The organism is Streptomyces colwelliae, from assembly GCF_048158785.1.
In the GTDB taxonomy this organism is placed as follows: Bacteria; Actinomycetota; Actinomycetes; order Streptomycetales; family Streptomycetaceae; genus Streptomyces.
Map to the genome: position 1 here is coordinate 1 of NZ_JBLTJC010000248.1, position 15,999 is coordinate 15,999.

Here is a 15,999-nt window from a genome sequence, read left to right on the forward strand (position 1 = left end):
CTGGAGGGCTTAAAGAAGCCCATCCGCTTCTGCACGGTCGACGTCGGTCAGGCCAACGGCACCGGTGAGCCCCAGGAGATCGTCTGCGGCGCCCGCAACTTCGCCGTCGGCGACAAGGTCGTCGTCAGCCCGATGAATCCGACGCGCATCAGCGGGCCTCCTGCTCGACCGAACCGGTGCCGAGACTCGGGAGTGGTACGGGGATGGGGAGTTGGGGCTATGCGTGCGTGGGGAGCGGTCGGTCCGCCGGTGGACGGCCCAGCGTGTGGAACAGGCCGGCCGCCAGGACCAGGCCCTCGCGGGCGATCGACGCCAACAGGTGTTCGTCGGGGGCGTGTTGGAGGCAGCCGGGGTAGGAGTGGGGCAGCCAGAGAGTCGGCAGGCCGAGGACGTCGGTGAAGACGGCGTTGGGCAGGGAGCCGCCGATGTTGGGCAGGACGGCGATCGGGCCGCCGGTGATCTCTTCGAGCGTGGTCCGGGTCCAGCGCACCCACGGGTCGTCGAGCGGGGTGCGGCTCGCGGCGAAGCTGCCGAGCACCCGGACGTCGACCATCGGGTACCCGTGCTCGGCCAGGTGCCGGGCGACGGCGTCGGCGACCTGACCGGCGTCGGTGCCCACGACGTACCGGAGTTGAAGGACCGCGCGGGCGCTGCCCGGGATCGCGTTGACCGGCCGCTCGGCGTCGGCGGCACCGAGGGCGAGGACTTCGAGGGTGTTCCAGGCGTAGAGCCGTTCGGCGGCGGAGAGTTGGGGCTCGCCCCAGCCCTCGTCCGGCACCGGGTCACCGGGCGAGGCCGCGACGGTGACGCCGGCGAGTGCCTCGCGGACCTCCGGCGGGATCGCGGGCGGCAGCAATTCCGGTACGCGGATACGGCCGTGGCCGTCGACCAGGGTGGCGATGGCTCCGGCGAGGGTGGTCGCCGGGTTGCGCAGCAGGCCGCCCCAGTTGCCGGAGTGGTAGGCGTCCGGCCGTAGATCGGCGGTGAGTTGGAGGCCGAGGCCGCCGCGCGCGCCGAGGAACAGCGTCGGGGTCGTGGCGTCCAGGCGTGGTCCGTCCGAGGCGACCAGCACGTCGGCGCGCAGCAACTCCTGGTGTTCGGCGGCGAATTCGGCGAGTCCGGGTGAGCCGATCTCCTCCCCGGACTCCAGCAGGAAGGTCAGGTTGAAGCCCAACGAGCCCTGGTCGGCGAGGAGCAGCCGCAGGGCGGCGAGGTTGACCAGGTGCTGACCCTTGTTGTCGGCGGAGCCGCGCCCGTACCAGCGCTCGCCCTCGGCGGTCAGCGTCCACGGGTCGCGGCCCTCGCTCCACCGGCCCGCCTGTCCCTCGACGACGTCCGCGTGGCCGTAGACGAGCACGGTCGGGAGGTCGGGGGACTCGACGCGGGTGCCGATCAGGAAGGGGCCGGCCGCCGGATCGGGGTTGTCGTAGCGCGTGACCTCGCAGCCGAGGGCGGTCAGGGCGGGGGTCAGGAACTCGTCGAGGTATGCCTCAATGGCAAGGCGGCCCCCGGGTCGGGAACTCTCCGTGGCGTACGCGACCATGGCGGCCAGCTCGGTGAAGAAGGCACCCGAGTCGACGAACTCCTCGGCTTTACGGGCCAGTTTCTCAGGTATCACGGGAAGATTTCTCCAGGGAGGGCGGCGGTCGGGCGGGCGGTGCGCTCTCGTCGTTCCAGCAGAGTAGGGCGGATCCGGGCCTGCGACCATTGCCGTTTGTGACGTGATGCGTTCTACTTTCGGCAACGCATTACGTGACCGCAGGCGTGACCACAAGGGACCCCCATGCAGCTTCTGCCGGTGAACCTCGCCTACTTCCTGGAGGTCGCCCGCACCGGATCGGTGACCGAGGCGGCGCACGCCCTGAACGTCGCGCCCTCGGCGATCAGCAGGCAGGTCGCCAAGCTGGAGTCCGGTATCGGGGTTCCGTTGTTCGCCCGGCATCCGCGCGGGATGACGCTGACCGAGGCCGGCTCCAGGCTGCTGGCCCACGCGCGCCGTACCGAGACCGAATCGACCACGCTCGTCGAGGAGTTGAGGACGGGGCGGGGCGCGGAGGCGCGCAGTGTCGCCGTCGCCTGCTCGGAGGGGTTCGCGCGGCGGCTGGTGCCGCGGGCGATCGCCGGCTTCCGGCTCGCCCACCCCGACGTGGCCTTCCGCGTGGACGTGGTCGCCCGCCAGGAGGCGACCCGCCGTGTGGTCGAGGGGCTCGCCGATGTCGCCGTCACCTACACGATGGGCCCGCAGCACGACGTCCGCGTCGAGTGCGCGGTCGTGGTCCCGGTGGCGGCGATCGTCCCCCTCGGTCACGAACTCGCCGGACGCGACCGCATCGGCCTCGCCGACCTGTGCGCGTACCCGCTGGCGCTGGCCTCGCCGGGCACCAGTCAGCGTGAACTCTTCGACATCGGGGCGCAGTTGGAGGGGATCACGGTCCGCCCCGCACTGGTCTGCGACAGTCTCGCTCCGCAGTACGAGTTCGTACGGGCGGGAGGGGGCCTCGCCCTGGTCGGCGACCTCGGAGACCTGGGCGGCGACGGGCGGGACACCGGGACCGAGGGCGTGGCGTACGTCCCCGTCGACCACCCGGTGTTCCGGCAGCGCGAGGCGCAGGTGCAGACGGCGACGGGGCGGCGGCCGTCCTGGTCGGCGACACAGTTCACCGAACTGCTGGTGGCGTCGCTGCGGCGGGACCGGACACCCTGACGCGCGACCTGCACATGAGCCTCACAGCGGGACGTCACGCCCGTAACACACTTCCCTGACAATCTGATCCGGCCGCGTGGGAGCGCTTCCCATCACAAGTCGGCCGGAGAGAAGGGCAGTTCGGCACGTGAAGCTCGACATGTTCAGCGAGATCCAGGACCCCGGGCCGTGGGCGACCGAGGACCACGAACACCGGCGGATCACGGAGGCGGTCGAACAGGCCGTGCTCGCCGACGAGTTCGGGTACGACTGCTGGTGGCAGGTGGAGCACCACGGCGCGGCGGAGTTCAGCCTCAGCTCGGCGCCGGAGCTGCTGCTGGCGGCACTGTCGCAGCGCACGTCCCGGATACGGCTCGGGCACGCGGCGGTGCTGGCGCCGGCCGAGATCAACCACCCGAGGCGGGTGGCCGAACGGGCCGCCTGGCTGGACCAGTTGAGCGGCGGCCGGGTGGAGCTGGGCCTGACCCGATCCACGGCACCCGAGTGGCGCATGTTCGGCGTGGACCCGGCGAGCGCGCGGGCCCAGACTCAGCGGGCCTTCGAGGAGATACCCCGGCTGTGGACGGGCGCCGGCGACCAGCCGCTCGTCCCCGCACCCCTCCAACAGCCGCACCCTCCCCTGTGGCAGGCGGTCTCCAGCCCGGCGTCGTTCGAGGAGGCGGGCCGGCGTGGAGTGGGCGTCCTGGGCACGACCCTCTGGGAGCCGCTGACCCGGGTGGCGCGGCTGGTGGAGCTGTACCGGGAGGCCGTGGCCGATTGCGAACAGCCCGCCGGTGCCTTCGTCAACGACCAGATCGCGTTCTTCACGTTCGTCCACTGTGCCGAGACCGACGAGGAGGCGCTGCGGTCCGGCGCGGCAGCGGCGGCGGCCTGGTACACGGCTCGGGCGCTCACCTTCTTCGAGGCGGCGGACGCGTTCGTCGAGACGATGACGATCCAGCAGGGCATCCTGGCCGACCCGGCCGGCGGCGGCCTGACCGGCGCGTTCCTGCGCGACGAGGTCGACACGGCCCCCAACGCGGCCCAGCTGGCCATCGGCCGCATCCTCCAGGGCGAGACCGTCCCGGAGGACGAGCTGTTCGAGGCGCTGATGGCGCAGGACTCCCTGATCGTCGGCAGCCCCGACACCTGCCGCAAGAAACTGCGGGCGTACGCGGACGCGGGCATCGACCGCCTGATGTGCTTCCAGCAGGTGGGGGCGATCCCGCACGAGCGGGTCATGGACAGCATCCGCCGGGTGGGCGAGCTGATCCCCGAGTTCGCGTGACCGGCGGGATCCGGCGTGTACGGACGGGAATTCTTGACTGACCGTTCTCGATAGACCTAGGCTGCCGGGCATGGCCAGGACCAAGGAGTTCGACCCCGAGGCCGCACTGCGGGCAGCCCTGGAGCTGTTCTGGCGGCGCGGCTACGAGGCGACGTCGATGTCCGACCTCGTCGAGCACCTCGGCATCGGGCGGGCCAGCATCTACGCGACCTTCGGCAACAAGCACGACCTGTACCTGAAGGCGCTGGAGAGCTACGACCGGTCCGGACTCACCCCGATGGTGCGGGAGTTGTCCCAGCCGGGCCCCGCGCTGCCGCCCGTGCGAGCGATCGTACGGCGGTACGCGGCCGAGGCCGCGGACGAGCAACTACGGCCGCTGGGCTGCCTGGTGACCAACACGGCGGCCGAACTCGCCCCGCACGACGCGGCCGCGACCCGGCTGGTCGAGCGCAACTGGGACCAGTTGGAGGCGGTGTTGCGCTCGGCGCTGGTACGGGCCCAGGCGCAGGGCGAGTTGCCCGCCGACCGCGATCCGCTCACCCTCGCGCGCATGCTGCTGGTGCTGATGCAGGGGTTGCGGGTGGTCGGCCGGGCGTCCGGGGATCCGGCGCGGGTGCGGGACGCGGCGGAGCAGGCGCTGACACTCCTCGACTGAGATTCCCTTCCCCTCAGGGTGCTTTCTCGCGCCCTAATATTGAACCGATCGGTCAAGAAAAGAGGCCAGCTCATGAGTAGTCCCTTCAGCAGCCGCTTCTCCGGCAGGACCGCCCTCGTCACCGGTGCGGGCTCGGGCATCGGACGGGCGATCGCCCTCGCGTTCGCGGCGGAGGGGGCGAACGTCGTCGTAGCGGGGCGGCGCCGGGAACCGCTCGACGAGACCGTCGCACTGATCGAGGGCGGGAGCGCGAGTGAGGGCAGGGGTGGGAAGGCCTTCGCGGTAACTGCCGATGTGTCGAAGGCCGTTGACGCCCACGCCCTGGTGCGGGCGGCCGTCGACCGGTACGGCTCGCTCGACGTGGCCGTCAACAACGCGGGGATCTTCCGGGGCGGACGCCCCCTCGCCGACCTCACCGAGGAGGACTGGCGCACGCAGCTCGACATCAACGTCACCGGCGTCTTCCTCGCGCTCCAGGCGGAGATCCGGCAGATGCGCGCCCAGCCGTCCGGCGGCGCGATCGTCAACGTGGCGTCCACGTTCGGCGTGCACACGAGCAGCCCCGGGGCCGCCGCCTACGCCGCCTCGAAGGCCGCCGTAGCCGTGTTGAGCAAGGGCGCCGCCGTGGACCACATCCGCGAGGGCGTCCGTATCAACGTGGTCAGCCCCGGCGCCACCGACACCCCCATGTCCCTGCGCACCGGCGAGACGGAGGCCGACCGCGCCGAACGGGTGCGGGTCACGCTCCCCCTGGGCCGTATCTCCGCCACGTCCGAAGTGGCCGCCGCCGTCCTCTACTTGGCCTCGGACGACGCGGCGTCGGTGGTGGGCACGGACCTGGTGGTGGACAGCGGAGCGACGGCGTGAGGCTCAGGTGCCTGGATTGAATACCGGTAACTCGACGACTCACGCCTTGAGTTGGTCGTACACGACTCCCGTCAACGCCTCCGAGGCAGCCCAAAGGCGTTGCCCCATCGCGTCGTTGAGGGTCCACGGCGCCCGCCAGGACGGTGCCGGCGCCCCGCGCCACATGGCGATACGGGGGCCGAAGAACGAATCAGGCCGTACGTCGGGGGCGGTGGCCGCGTAGAGGGGTGGCAGCGCGCCGACTTCGGCCGACTGGGCGAAGACCCGGTTGCCGGCCTCCATGAACCGCTCGGCACCCTTGCGCCCCTCCGCCTGCGGACCGGCGGTCTGGAGGTTGGTGGCGGCGTACCCGGGGTGGGCGGTGGTCGCGACGACCTCCGAACCGGCCGCCGCGAGCCGCCGCGCCAGCTCGTGCGTGAAGAGCAGGTTGGCGGTCTTGGACCGGGAGTACGCGGTCCAACGGCTGTACCGGCGCTCGCTGTTGAGGTCGTCGATGTCGATGTTGGCGAACACGTGCATGAAGCTGGAGAGCGTGACGATCCGGGCGCCGGGTGCGTCGAGCAGCGCCGGCAGCAGCAGCCCGGTGAGCGCGAAGTGCCCCAGGTGGTTGACCCCGAACTGCGTCTCGAACCCGTCCACCGTCGTGCCGTACGGCATCGCCATCACCCCGGCGTTGTTGACGAGCAGATCGAGCCGCTCGTACGGGAAGGTGGCCGCGAACTCCCGCACCGACGCGAGGTCCCCGAGATCCAGCCGCCCGAACTGGGCCTCGGCGCCCGGCACTTCGGCCACGATCCGGTCGGCGGCCGCACTCCCCCGCACCTCGCTCCGGCAGGCGAGCACGACCCGGGCACCCTTGCGGGCCAGCTCACGCGCGGTGACGTAGCCGAGCCCGCTGTTGGCCCCGGTGACGACGGCGACCCGGCCGTGCTGGTCGGGGATGGCCTTCTCGTTCCAGCCGGACATGGGCGGATCCCTCCGTCGACGCGTGCATCCCGGTGCACGAAGAGCGTACGAGAGCCGGACCGGCCCCGCTCCCCGCACACCGAGTGACGTGACCATCACAGGTTGGTCACTCCCCCTTCGCGCCCCCGGTCCCGGCAGTACGTTCCATGCCACACCAGACACAGGGGGACGAGATGACCCACCCGTACGCGATGCCACCCGTACCACCGGCTCCCCAGCCCGTCCGCCCCGCACCCCGATGGGCCCGCAAGCGCTACGTACTCCCCGCCCTCGCCCTGGCCTTCCTCATCGGCATCGGCGCGGGCGGCTCCGGCCAGGACAAGAAGACCGACACGACGGCCGACGCGAAGCCCGCGGCGGCCAAGCCCCAGCCGACGATGACCGTCACGGCGACGACGACGGAGACCGCCACTCCGGCACCCGCACCCACGGTCACCACGACCAAGACCGTCAAGGTCACGAAGACGGTCACCGCGGAGGCGGCGGCGGGCAGCGGCTCCGGGTCGGGGTCCGACGACACCAGCTCCGGCGGCGGCAGCACCTATTACACGAACTGCACCGCAGCCCGCGCGGCCGGCGTCACGCCCCTGCGCGTGGGCGACCCCGGCTACGACTCCCACCTCGACCGGGACGGGGATGGCGTCGCCTGCGAGTGACGGCGGAGGGCAGCAGGCAGCAGAGAGGGGCGGTACCCCCGCACAGGGTGCCGCCCCTCCCCTCGCAATCCGGAACCACCGCCGCGTCGGTGAGGGTCAGGATGACCGACAGCAGTTCCGGGGTTCTTGGATGCCGTACGACTGAATGCCGTACGGCCTACCGGTGATCGCTCCCCTGCGCCGCCGAAGCCGCCCGCCCCGCCTCGAGTCGGGCCACCGGGATCCGGAACGGGGAGCACGAGACGTAGTCCAGTCCCACCTCGTGGAAGAAGTGGACCGACTCGGGGTCGCCGCCGTGTTCGCCGCAGACGCCGAGCTTGAGGTCGGGGCGGGTCTCGCGGCCCGCCTTCGCCGCGAGCTTCACCAGGGAGCCGACGCCGTCGCGGTCGATCGTCTCGAAGGGGCTGACACCGAAGATGCCCTTCTCCAGGTAGGCCGTGAAGAACGACGCCTCTACGTCGTCCCGGCTGAAGCCCCACACCGTCTGCGTGAGGTCGTTCGTGCCGAACGAGAAGAACTCCGCCGCCTCGGCGATCTGGCCCGCTGTCAGGGCCGCGCGCGGGAGTTCGATCATGGTGCCGATCGACAGCTTCAGGGACGTGCCCGTTGCCGCCTCTACCTCGGCGATGACCTGGTCGGCCTCCTCGCGGACGATCTCCAGTTCCTGGACCGTGCCGACGAGCGGGATCATGATCTCCGCGCGCGGGTCACCCTTGGCCGCCTTGCGCTCGGCCGCCGCCTCGGCGATCGCCCGTACCTGCATGGTGAACAGGCCGGGGATCACGAGACCCAGGCGCACGCCCCGCAGGCCCAGCATCGGGTTCTGCTCGTGCAGGCGGTGGACCGCCTGGAGGAGTCGCAGGTCGTTCTCGTGGGACTCCTGGCGGGACTCCGCCAGCGCCACGCGGACCGACAACTCCGTGATGTCCGGCAGGAATTCGTGCAGCGGCGGGTCCAACAGGCGGACGGTCACCGGGAGTCCGTCCATCGCCTTGAACAGCTCGACGAAGTCGGCCTTCTGGAGCGGGAGAAGCGCCTTGAGGGACTCCTCGCGCTCGGTGTCCGTGTCGGCCAGGATCAGGCGTTCGACCAGTTCGCGGCGGTCGCCGAGGAACATGTGCTCCGTACGGCAGAGGCCGATGCCCTGTGCCCCGAAGCGGCGGGCGCGCAGCGCGTCCTCGGCGTTGTCGGCGTTGGCGCGCACCCTCAACCGGCGTACGCGGTCCGCGTATCCGATGATCCGGTGGACCGCCTCGACCAGCTCGTCGGCGTCGTCGGCGCCCGCGTGCATCCGGCCCTCGAAGTACTCCACGACGGGAGACGGGACCACCGGGACCTCGCCCAAGTAGACCTTGCCGCTCGATCCGTCGATCGAGATCACGTCGCCCTCCTCGACCACGTGACCGCCCGGCACCGTCATCCGGCGCCGCTTGGTGTCGACCTCCAGCTCCTCCGCGCCGCAGACACACGTCTTGCCCATGCCCCGCGCCACGACGGCCGCGTGCGACGTCTTGCCGCCGCGCGAGGTGAGAATGCCCTCCGCCGCGATCATGCCGTCGAGGTCGTCGGGGTTGGTCTCGCGGCGGACCAGGATCACCTTCTCGCCCGAACGCGACCACTTCACCGCCGTGTACGAGTCGAAGACCGCCTTGCCGACCGCCGCACCCGGCGAGGCGGCGATGCCCCGGCCGACCTGCTGGACCTTCGCCTCGTCGTCGAAGCGCGGGAACATCAGCTGCGCCAACTGCGCGCCGGTGACGCGCTGGAGGGCCTCCGCCTCGTCGATCAGCCCCTGGTCGACGAGTTGGGTCGCGATCCGGAAGGCCGCGCCCGCCGTCCGCTTCCCCACCCTCGTCTGGAGCATCCACAACTGCCCGCGCTCGATGGTGAACTCGATGTCGCAGAGATCCTTGTAGTGGTTCTCCAGGGTCTTCATGATCTGCATGAGCTGGTCGTACGACTTCTTGTCGATCTGCTCAAGTTCCGCGAGCGGGACCGTGTTTCGGATGCCGGCTACGACGTCCTCGCCCTGCGCGTTCTGCAAGTAGTCGCCGTAGACGCCCTGGTGGCCGCTGGCCGGGTCGCGGGTGAAGGCGACGCCCGTGCCCGAGTCGGGGCCGAGGTTGCCGAAGACCATCGAGCAGACGTTGACCGCCGTGCCGAGGTCGTGCGGGATGCGTTCCTGGCGGCGGTAGAGCTTCGCGCGGTCGGTGTTCCAGGAGTCGAAGACCGCGTGGATGGCGAGGTCCATCTGCTCGCGCGGGTCCTGCGGGAAGTCGCGGCCGGCCTCGGTCTTGACGATCCGCTTGAACCGGGTGACCAGCTTCTTCAGGTCGGCCGCGTCCAACTCGGTGTCCACGGTGACCTTCTTGACCTCCTTGGCCTTGTCGAGCGCCTCCTCGAAGAGGTCGCCGTCGACGCCGAGGACGGTCTTGCCGAACATCTGGATCAGGCGGCGGTACGAGTCCCACGCGAAGCGCTCGTCGCCGGCCTGCTTCGCCAGGCCCTGCACGGACTTGTCGGAGAGGCCGATGTTCAGGACGGTGTCCATCATGCCGGGCATGGAGAACTTCGCCCCGGAACGGACCGATACGAGGAGGGGGTTGTCGGCCTGCCCCAGCTTCTTCTCCATCGTCGACTCGAGCGCGTCGAGGTGTGCACTCACCTCGTCACGCAGTGCCGCCGGCTCCTCGCCACTGTCGAGGTAGGTCTTGCACGCCTCGGTCGTGATGGTGAAACCCGGCGGGACGGGAAGGCCCAGGTTGGTCATCTCGGCGAGGTTGGCACCCTTGCCGCCGAGGAGGTCCTTGAGGTCCTTGTTTCCCTCGGTGAAGTCGTAGACGAACTTCACTACGTGGGGTTCTTTGTTTTCCGACACGGGTCTCGACTCCTCGGGACGCGGGTGGCTGCCCTGACGGCCAGGAACATACCCAGATCGAAGGCGTCTGGGTACGTCCACTTGCATGTCATGCGTCTGTAACCGGCAGTCCGCCAGCGGATCGAAAGTCAAAGCTCGGCAAGCGAACAACGCCGGATGTTTTCACTTCTTGAACGCAACGCCGCCCAGGTGCGGGGTTTTGCGCTCATGCGAGCGGGTTGCGGCTCGCCTGTTTTCGATCGATGAACGATCAAGGGGTGGCACGGAGTGCCACCCCTTGGAGAAGTGCAGCCGCGCAAGATCCGCTCACCTGAGCGCCACCCCTATCAAAGGTGGCGAGAATCACGCTTCCACACCCGACCGGATTTCACCATCCGGACGAGTCTCCGGATGGAAATGTGAACGTCACATGCCCAGCGCGAGCAGCCGTTCCTCGACCCGCTCCGGCGCGTACAGGTGCTCCACGACCAGCGCCCCCGCCCCCACCAGCCCGGCCCGCTCACCGAGCCGCGAGGTCAGCACGTGCAGATGAGCGGTGGAGCGCGGCAGCGCCCGCTGGTACAGCAGCTCCCGTACGCCGGTGAGGAAGGAGGTGCCGGCCAGGTCTCCCGCGATCATCAGAACCCCGGGGTTGAGCAGCGTCACCACGGTCGCCAGGACGTCCCCGACCTGCCGTCCCGCCTCGCGGGCGAACGCGGCCGCTCCCGGGTGCCCCGACGCCAGCAGGTCCCGCACATCCGAGCCGGACGCCGCCGGCACCCCGGTCTCGGCCAGCCGTCGCGCCACGGCGCCACCGCTGGCGACGGCGGCGAGACAGCCGTAGGACCCGCAACGGCACAGCGCCTGCGCGCCCGCCGGGACGCGGATGTGGCCGATGTCGCCCGCGCCGCCGTCGATCCCCCGGAAGATGGAACCGCCGACGACGACTCCGGCGCCGATACCGGTCGACACCTTGACCAGGACGAAGGCCGAGCAGCCGGGGTGCCCTGTGCGCTGTTCGCCGTACGCCATGAGGTTGGCGTCGTTGTCGACCAGGACCGGCACTCGGGGGGCGCCGGTGTGTTCCGTGAAGGCGCGCGCCAGGCGGCCCCTTATGTCGTAGCCGTCCCAGCCGGGCATGATCGGCGGCTGGACGACGCGGCCGGTCTCGCTGTCGACGGGCCCGGGGACCGCGAGGCCGATGCCGCAGACCTCGGACGGCTGATGTCCGGCCTTCTCCAGGAGCTCGGCGAACCAGCGGCCGAGTTCGCCCAGTACGGCGTCCGGGCCGTCCTCGATGACGAGCGTGCCGCCGTGCTCGGCGAGGATCTCGCCGGTGAGAGAGAGGACGCACGCACGCGCGTGGCGGGTGTCCAGGTCCGCCGCGAGGACTACGGCATGGGCGTCGTCGAATTCGAGGGTGATCGAGGGTCTGCCACCCAGCGGGGAGTCCACCGGACCGCCCGCGCCCTCGCGCAGCCAGCCCGCCCGGAAGAGCCGGTCGAGGCGCTGGCCGACGGTCGCGCGTGAGAGTCCGGTCACCTGTTGGAGGGCGCCGCGGGTCGTGGCGCGCCCGGTGCGTACCAGTTCGAGCAGATCGCCGGCGCTCGCCTGACCTCGTCCAGTCATGCGCACCCCCTTGTGTTTCTCAACCCTGCATTACATATTGAGTTTTGCGTGTTAAATAGACGTAACCCTACGGTAGCCATGACCGAACCGGTCGGCACGATGTGTTTCGTGGAGTCCCGAGTGGATCGCACTGCCCAGCTCACAGCCCTCCCCGTGGAACGCACCTTCGTATACGATCCGCCACCCTTGTCAGGTTCGCTGCACCTCAGGGCGGCTGCCGTACTGGAAGGGAACTGGACGGGTGCCTCAACCGTCCCCTCCCGCGGTCTGTATCCGCACCAGTGGTCGTGGGACTCCGCGTTCATCGCGATCGGTCTACGGCACCTCTCGCCCCTGCGGGCGCAGACGGAGCTGGAGACGCTGCTCGCCGCCCAGTGGGGCGACGGCCGTATCCCGCACATCGTCTTCAACCCCTCCGTGCCGCTCGACGCGTACTTCCCGAGCCCCGACTTCTGGCGCTCCTCGACCGCGGGGCGCGCCGCGGGCGCCCCGCGCACCGTACAGACCTCGGGCATCGTGCAACCACCGGTCCACGCGCTGGCCGCGTGGCTGGTCCACTGCGCCGACCCGGGCCTCTCCCGCGCGCGTGGCTTCCTCGCCGGTGTCTACCCCCGGCTGGCCGCCTGGCACCGCTATCTGCTGCACCGGCGGGACTTGGGCGGGGGCGGGCTCGCGTCCGTCGTACATCCCTGGGAACAGGGTATGGACAACAGCCCTTGCTGGGACGCCCCGTTGAGCCGCATCACGCCCGCCCCGGCCCGGTCCTTCCGCCGCGCCGACCTCGACCACGGGGCGGCCGAGGACCGGCCTACGGATCTGGACTACGGCCGTTACGTGCGGCTCGCGACGGACTACCGGGACGGCGAATACGCGGACGGGGCAAGCGAGTTCGCGGTGGAGGACCCGTCCTTCAACGCCCTGCTCATCGCCTCCGAGCACGCACTGGCCCGTATCGCCCGGGAGTTGGGCGCGACCGGCACCGCCCGGCACGCACGCGCGGAGCGCCTCACCGGGGTACTGATCGAGCGGCTGTGGGACCCGGCGGAGGGCATGTTCTTCTGCCGCGACGTACGCGGCGAGGGACTGATCCCCGAGCGCAGCGTCTCCGGCCTGATCCCGCTCCTCCTCCCCGACCTGCCCCGGGACATCACCAGCGCCCTCGTCCGTACGGCGTCCGGCCCGCACTTCGGGCTCGGCGACACGACTCAACTCCCGCCCAGTTACGACCTGTTGGGCGAGGCGTTCGACCCGCACCGGTACTGGCGCGGGCCGGCCTGGTTCAACACGAGCTGGCTGCTGGAGCGCGGACTGCGGCTGCACGGCGAGCGGACGCGGGCGGACGCGCTGCGCACGGCGGTCCTGGATACCGCCGACTCCACCGACTTCGCCGAGTACGTCGACCCGTACGACGGCGAGGCGTGCGGCGCGACCGGCTTCAGCTGGACCGCCGCGCTGACCCTCGATCTGCTCCACGAGCGCCCCGGGCACGGCGTGTCCGGCACGCTCCTCGGCACGTTCGACATGAGTGACAGCAAGTGACCGACAGAGAAGCCACGTTCGTCACGGACGTCCGCGTCACCGACGTCCGTGACACAGCAGTCAAGGGCGCCAAGAGAATCAAGGGAGGGGACCGGGGATGACGGACCGGCATCATCTGCTCGTGCACGGCGGGACGTTCGCAGCCGTGGGCGACGGCGGGGACATCAGCGGCGTACGGGGCGGCAGTTCCCCGGACGGGTTATTCGTACGGGACGCCCGGCACCTGAGCCGTTGGCAGTTGACGGTCGACGGCGCGGTGCCGGAGGCGCTGACGCCGGTGGCCGACGGGGACATGGCGCGCTGTGTCCTCGTCCCGCGCGGCGGCCGCCAGGAGCCGCCCGCGCACACGCTCTTCCGTGAACAGGCCGTGGGCGACGGCGCGTTCGTCGAATCGCTGAAGGTGACCAGCAACCGGCCGGTGCCGACGACGGTCCGGCTCGCGGTCACGGCGGACGCCGACTTCACGGACCAGTTCGAACTCCGCTCCGACTACCGCACCTACGCGAAGATCGGCGCCACCCGCTCCCGCCAAGTCCTGGAGGACGGCGTGGAGTTCGCCTACCAGCGCGGCGAATGGCGGTCCTGTACGACGGTCACGGCCGAGCCCGCTCCGGACGGCGTCGAGGAGACCGGCACCGGCGCCCGCCGCATGGTGTGGACCCTGGACCTCGAACCGCACGGCACCGCCGAGTTGGCGCTCCGCGTGATGGCCCGCCCGCACGGCGACAAGCGCGCCCTGCGGGTACCGCGCTCACCGTCCGCCCTGAACGACCAGCTCATCGCCCTGGAGGGCGAGTACGTCCAGGGCGTCTCCTTCCCCACCGGCTGGCCGGAGTTGGCGGCCGCCTGCGCCCGGGGCCTGTCGGACCTGGCCTCGCTCCAGGTCCCGGCGACGGGCCCCGACGGCGAGGAACTGCGCGTACCGGCGGCGGGAGCCCCCTGGTTCCTGACCCTGCTGGGCCGGGACGCGCTCCTGACGTCCCTCTTCGCCCTCCCGTACCGCCCCCAACTCGCCGCCGCCACACTCCCGGCACTCGCCGCGACGCAGGCGACGGACGTGGGCCCGGAGTCGGTGTCCCAGCCCGGCAAGATCGTGCACGAGGTCCGGCACGGCGAGTTGGCGCACTTCGGGCAGGTGCCGTACGGGCGTTACTACGGCTCGGTCGACGCGACCCCGCTGTTCCTGGTGCTGCTCGGCGCGTACGTGGAGCAGACCGGCGACACGGCCCTGGCCCGCCGCCTGGAGCCCAACGCCCGTGCCGCGATCGGGTGGATGCTCGACCACGGCGGCCTGACCTCACGCGGCTACCTGGTCTACCGCGCCGACCAGGGCGGCCTGGCCAACCAGAACTGGAAGGACTCCCCCGGCGCGATCTGCGGCGCCGACGGCAATCGCGCGAGCGGCCCGGTGATGGCGGCTGGGGCGCAGGGTTACGCGTACGACGCGCTGCGCCGCACGGCTCAACTCGCCCGCACGGTATGGGAGGACGAGACCTACGCGGCCCTCCTGGAACAGGCGGCGTCCGACCTGAGGGACCGTTTCCAGCGGGACTTCTGGATGCGGGAGCACTCCTTCCCGGCGCTGGCGCTGGACGGCGAGGGCCGGCAGGTCGACGCGCTGGCGTCGGACGCGGGCCATCTGCTCTGGTCCGGGCTGCTGGACAAGGAGTACGGCGAACTGGTCGGCCGCAGGCTGCTGGCACCGGACTTCTTCTCGGGCTGGGGCGTCCGCACGCTGGCCTCGGGCCAGGCGGCGTACCACCCTCTCTCGTACCACCGGGGTTCGGTCTGGCCCCACGACAACGCGCTGATCACGCTGGGCCTGGCCCGCTACGGCCTGCACGACGAGGCCCGCACGGTCGCGCACGGGCTGGTCGACGCGGCGACGGCGACCGGCCACCGCCTCCCGGAGGTCCTCGCGGGCTACGGCCGTGAGACCCACCCGGAGCCGGTTCCGTACCCGCACGCGTGCGTGCGGGAGTCCCGCTCGGCGGCGGCTCCGTTGGCGCTGCTCACGGCGGTCGGGGGCGCGTGACACAACAGTGATAAGGCGTTTGCCGGGTGTTTGCCCAGTTCCGTGAACACCGGCACGAGGCAACTCGTACGGAAGAGCGGCGGTCCTGCCTCCCCAGTTCGGACCGCCACTCCACTCCGATCACGGGCCTCGCACGGAAGGACCTTCGGGTTGCCTCAGCACACGAGCACGCGCCAGACACCGAATACGGCCGGGGCAGCCGATGGCGAGGTACTGCCGCCGGACACGAACGACGAACCGACCCCGACGCCGGGCGGCGCGATACCAACGCCGGAGACCGCACCGGAGGCCTCCGACATCGCCGCGGCCACTGGACCCAAGTCCGAGGCGGACGCGGGGAGTTCCGAGATCGCCGAGGGTGAGGCCGGGATCTCCGAGGGCACGGAGACGAAGGCCGACCTTTCGGCGAACGCGGGGAACGAGGCCGAGGCCGGCACGTCTCCCGCCGCCGAGACCGAGCAAGCCGAGACCCCCGCGCCCGAACTCACCGTAGAAGCACCCCCCGAGGCCACGGCGGAAGCCGCGCCCGACACCGCGTCCAGCACCGTGAAGTCCCCATCCCCATCCCCGGCAACCGAGGACGCCGACGCCACCGCCCCCGAAGCCGCAGACACCGAAGCACCCGACTCCGAGGCCGCCGAGAAGGCCACCGCGACCACGTCGGACACGGAAGCCGAACCCGACGCCTCAGCCACCGACACGGACGCGGACTAGGCTGGGCATGAAGTTCGGAAGCTGGGCGATGATGTCGCGCGCGCCGGGGAAGGCGGGGACGAGGTCGCGGTCGCCGAAGATATAGAGGGCGGGCCGGCGGCGCGGAAGGC

12 protein-coding genes and 1 pseudogene are annotated in these 15,999 nt (G+C 71.0%); 8 read left to right on the plus strand and 5 right to left on the minus strand.

The features are described from left to right. Positions 1-217: 217 nt before the first annotated feature. A complete protein-coding gene (locus ACNFOC_RS36710; RefSeq protein ID WP_416963357.1) occupies positions 218-1,618 on the minus strand; it encodes a M20 family metallopeptidase in 1,401 nt (466 codons plus the stop codon). Between the two features lie 165 nt (positions 1,619-1,783). Here ACNFOC_RS36710 and ACNFOC_RS36715 point away from each other — a divergent pair, with 165 nt between their 5' ends. The 4 genes from ACNFOC_RS36715 to ACNFOC_RS36730 all read left to right on the plus strand — a co-directional run bounded on the left by ACNFOC_RS36715 (position 1,784) and on the right by ACNFOC_RS36730 (position 5,493). Next, a complete protein-coding gene (locus ACNFOC_RS36715; RefSeq protein WP_416963358.1) occupies positions 1,784-2,704 on the plus strand; it encodes a LysR family transcriptional regulator in 921 nt (306 codons plus the stop codon). A 127-nt stretch (positions 2,705-2,831) separates the two neighbouring features. Next, entirely contained in the window at positions 2,832-3,971 is a 1,140-nt protein-coding gene (locus ACNFOC_RS36720) for an LLM class flavin-dependent oxidoreductase (RefSeq protein WP_416963359.1), read from the plus strand. Positions 3,972-4,041: 70 nt separating this feature from the next. After that, positions 4,042-4,626: a TetR/AcrR family transcriptional regulator gene (locus ACNFOC_RS36725; RefSeq protein WP_416963360.1), complete on the plus strand. Its 585-nt coding sequence runs from the start codon at positions 4,042-4,044 to the stop codon at positions 4,624-4,626. Between the two features lie 72 nt (positions 4,627-4,698). After that, positions 4,699-5,493, plus strand: a complete 795-nt coding sequence (locus tag ACNFOC_RS36730) for an SDR family NAD(P)-dependent oxidoreductase (RefSeq protein ID WP_416963361.1) — start codon at positions 4,699-4,701, stop codon at positions 5,491-5,493. A gap of 39 nt (positions 5,494-5,532) precedes the next feature. Here ACNFOC_RS36730 and ACNFOC_RS36735 read toward each other — a convergent pair whose 3' ends face one another. Next, positions 5,533-6,459, minus strand: coding sequence for an oxidoreductase (locus ACNFOC_RS36735; protein WP_416963362.1), 927 nt, complete (start codon positions 6,457-6,459; stop codon positions 5,533-5,535). A gap of 173 nt (positions 6,460-6,632) precedes the next feature. Between ACNFOC_RS36735 and ACNFOC_RS36740 the strand changes: the two genes are divergently transcribed. Beyond that, entirely contained in the window at positions 6,633-7,115 is a 483-nt protein-coding gene (locus ACNFOC_RS36740) for an excalibur calcium-binding domain-containing protein (RefSeq protein ID WP_416963368.1), read from the plus strand. Between the two features lie 157 nt (positions 7,116-7,272). On the opposite strand, the gene ppdK is transcribed toward ACNFOC_RS36740, so the two are convergent. Both ppdK and ACNFOC_RS36750 read right to left on the minus strand, forming a co-directional pair. Continuing rightward, entirely contained in the window at positions 7,273-9,993 is a 2,721-nt protein-coding gene (ppdK, locus tag ACNFOC_RS36745; RefSeq protein ID WP_416963363.1) for a pyruvate, phosphate dikinase, read from the minus strand. A gap of 405 nt (positions 9,994-10,398) precedes the next feature. Next, positions 10,399-11,601: an ROK family protein gene (locus ACNFOC_RS36750; protein WP_416963364.1), complete on the minus strand. Its 1,203-nt coding sequence runs from the start codon at positions 11,599-11,601 to the stop codon at positions 10,399-10,401. A gap of 120 nt (positions 11,602-11,721) precedes the next feature. Between ACNFOC_RS36750 and ACNFOC_RS36755 the strand changes: the two genes are divergently transcribed. The 3 genes from ACNFOC_RS36755 to ACNFOC_RS36765 all read left to right on the plus strand — a co-directional run bounded on the left by ACNFOC_RS36755 (position 11,722) and on the right by ACNFOC_RS36765 (position 15,889). Next, positions 11,722-13,140: an MGH1-like glycoside hydrolase domain-containing protein gene (locus ACNFOC_RS36755; RefSeq protein ID WP_416963365.1), complete on the plus strand. Its 1,419-nt coding sequence runs from the start codon at positions 11,722-11,724 to the stop codon at positions 13,138-13,140. Positions 13,141-13,237: 97 nt separating this feature from the next. Further along, complete coding sequence (locus ACNFOC_RS36760) at positions 13,238-15,175, plus strand: amylo-alpha-1,6-glucosidase (protein ID WP_416963366.1); 1,938 nt, start codon at positions 13,238-13,240, stop codon at positions 15,173-15,175. Between the two features lie 150 nt (positions 15,176-15,325). Next, positions 15,326-15,889 (plus strand): prolipoprotein diacylglyceryl transferase, encoded by a 564-nt coding sequence (locus ACNFOC_RS36765; RefSeq protein WP_416963367.1) that lies wholly within the window; start codon positions 15,326-15,328, stop codon positions 15,887-15,889. On the opposite strand, the pseudogene ACNFOC_RS36770 reads toward ACNFOC_RS36765, so the two are convergent. Beyond that, positions 15,881-15,999, minus strand: a pseudogene (locus tag ACNFOC_RS36770) (alpha/beta hydrolase); the annotation flags it as partial. The gene ACNFOC_RS36765 and the pseudogene ACNFOC_RS36770 overlap by 9 nt on opposite strands.

Bases quoted from the DNA above. Each gene is read 5' to 3' on its own strand.
- ACNFOC_RS36715 (WP_416963358.1), top strand. From the start codon at position 1,784: ATGCAGCTTCTGCCGGTGAACCTCGCCTACTTCCTGGAGGTCGCCCGC.
- ACNFOC_RS36725 (WP_416963360.1), top strand. From the start codon at position 4,042: ATGGCCAGGACCAAGGAGTTCGACCCCGAGGCCGCACTGCGGGCAGCC.
- ACNFOC_RS36730 (WP_416963361.1), top strand. From the start codon at position 4,699: ATGAGTAGTCCCTTCAGCAGCCGCTTCTCCGGCAGGACCGCCCTCGTC.
- ACNFOC_RS36735 (WP_416963362.1), bottom strand. From the start codon at position 6,459: ATGTCCGGCTGGAACGAGAAGGCCATCCCCGACCAGCACGGCCGGGTC.
- ACNFOC_RS36740 (WP_416963368.1), top strand. From the start codon at position 6,633: ATGACCCACCCGTACGCGATGCCACCCGTACCACCGGCTCCCCAGCCC.
- ACNFOC_RS36750 (WP_416963364.1), bottom strand. From the start codon at position 11,601: ATGACTGGACGAGGTCAGGCGAGCGCCGGCGATCTGCTCGAACTGGTA.
- ACNFOC_RS36760 (WP_416963366.1), top strand. From the start codon at position 13,238: ATGACGGACCGGCATCATCTGCTCGTGCACGGCGGGACGTTCGCAGCC.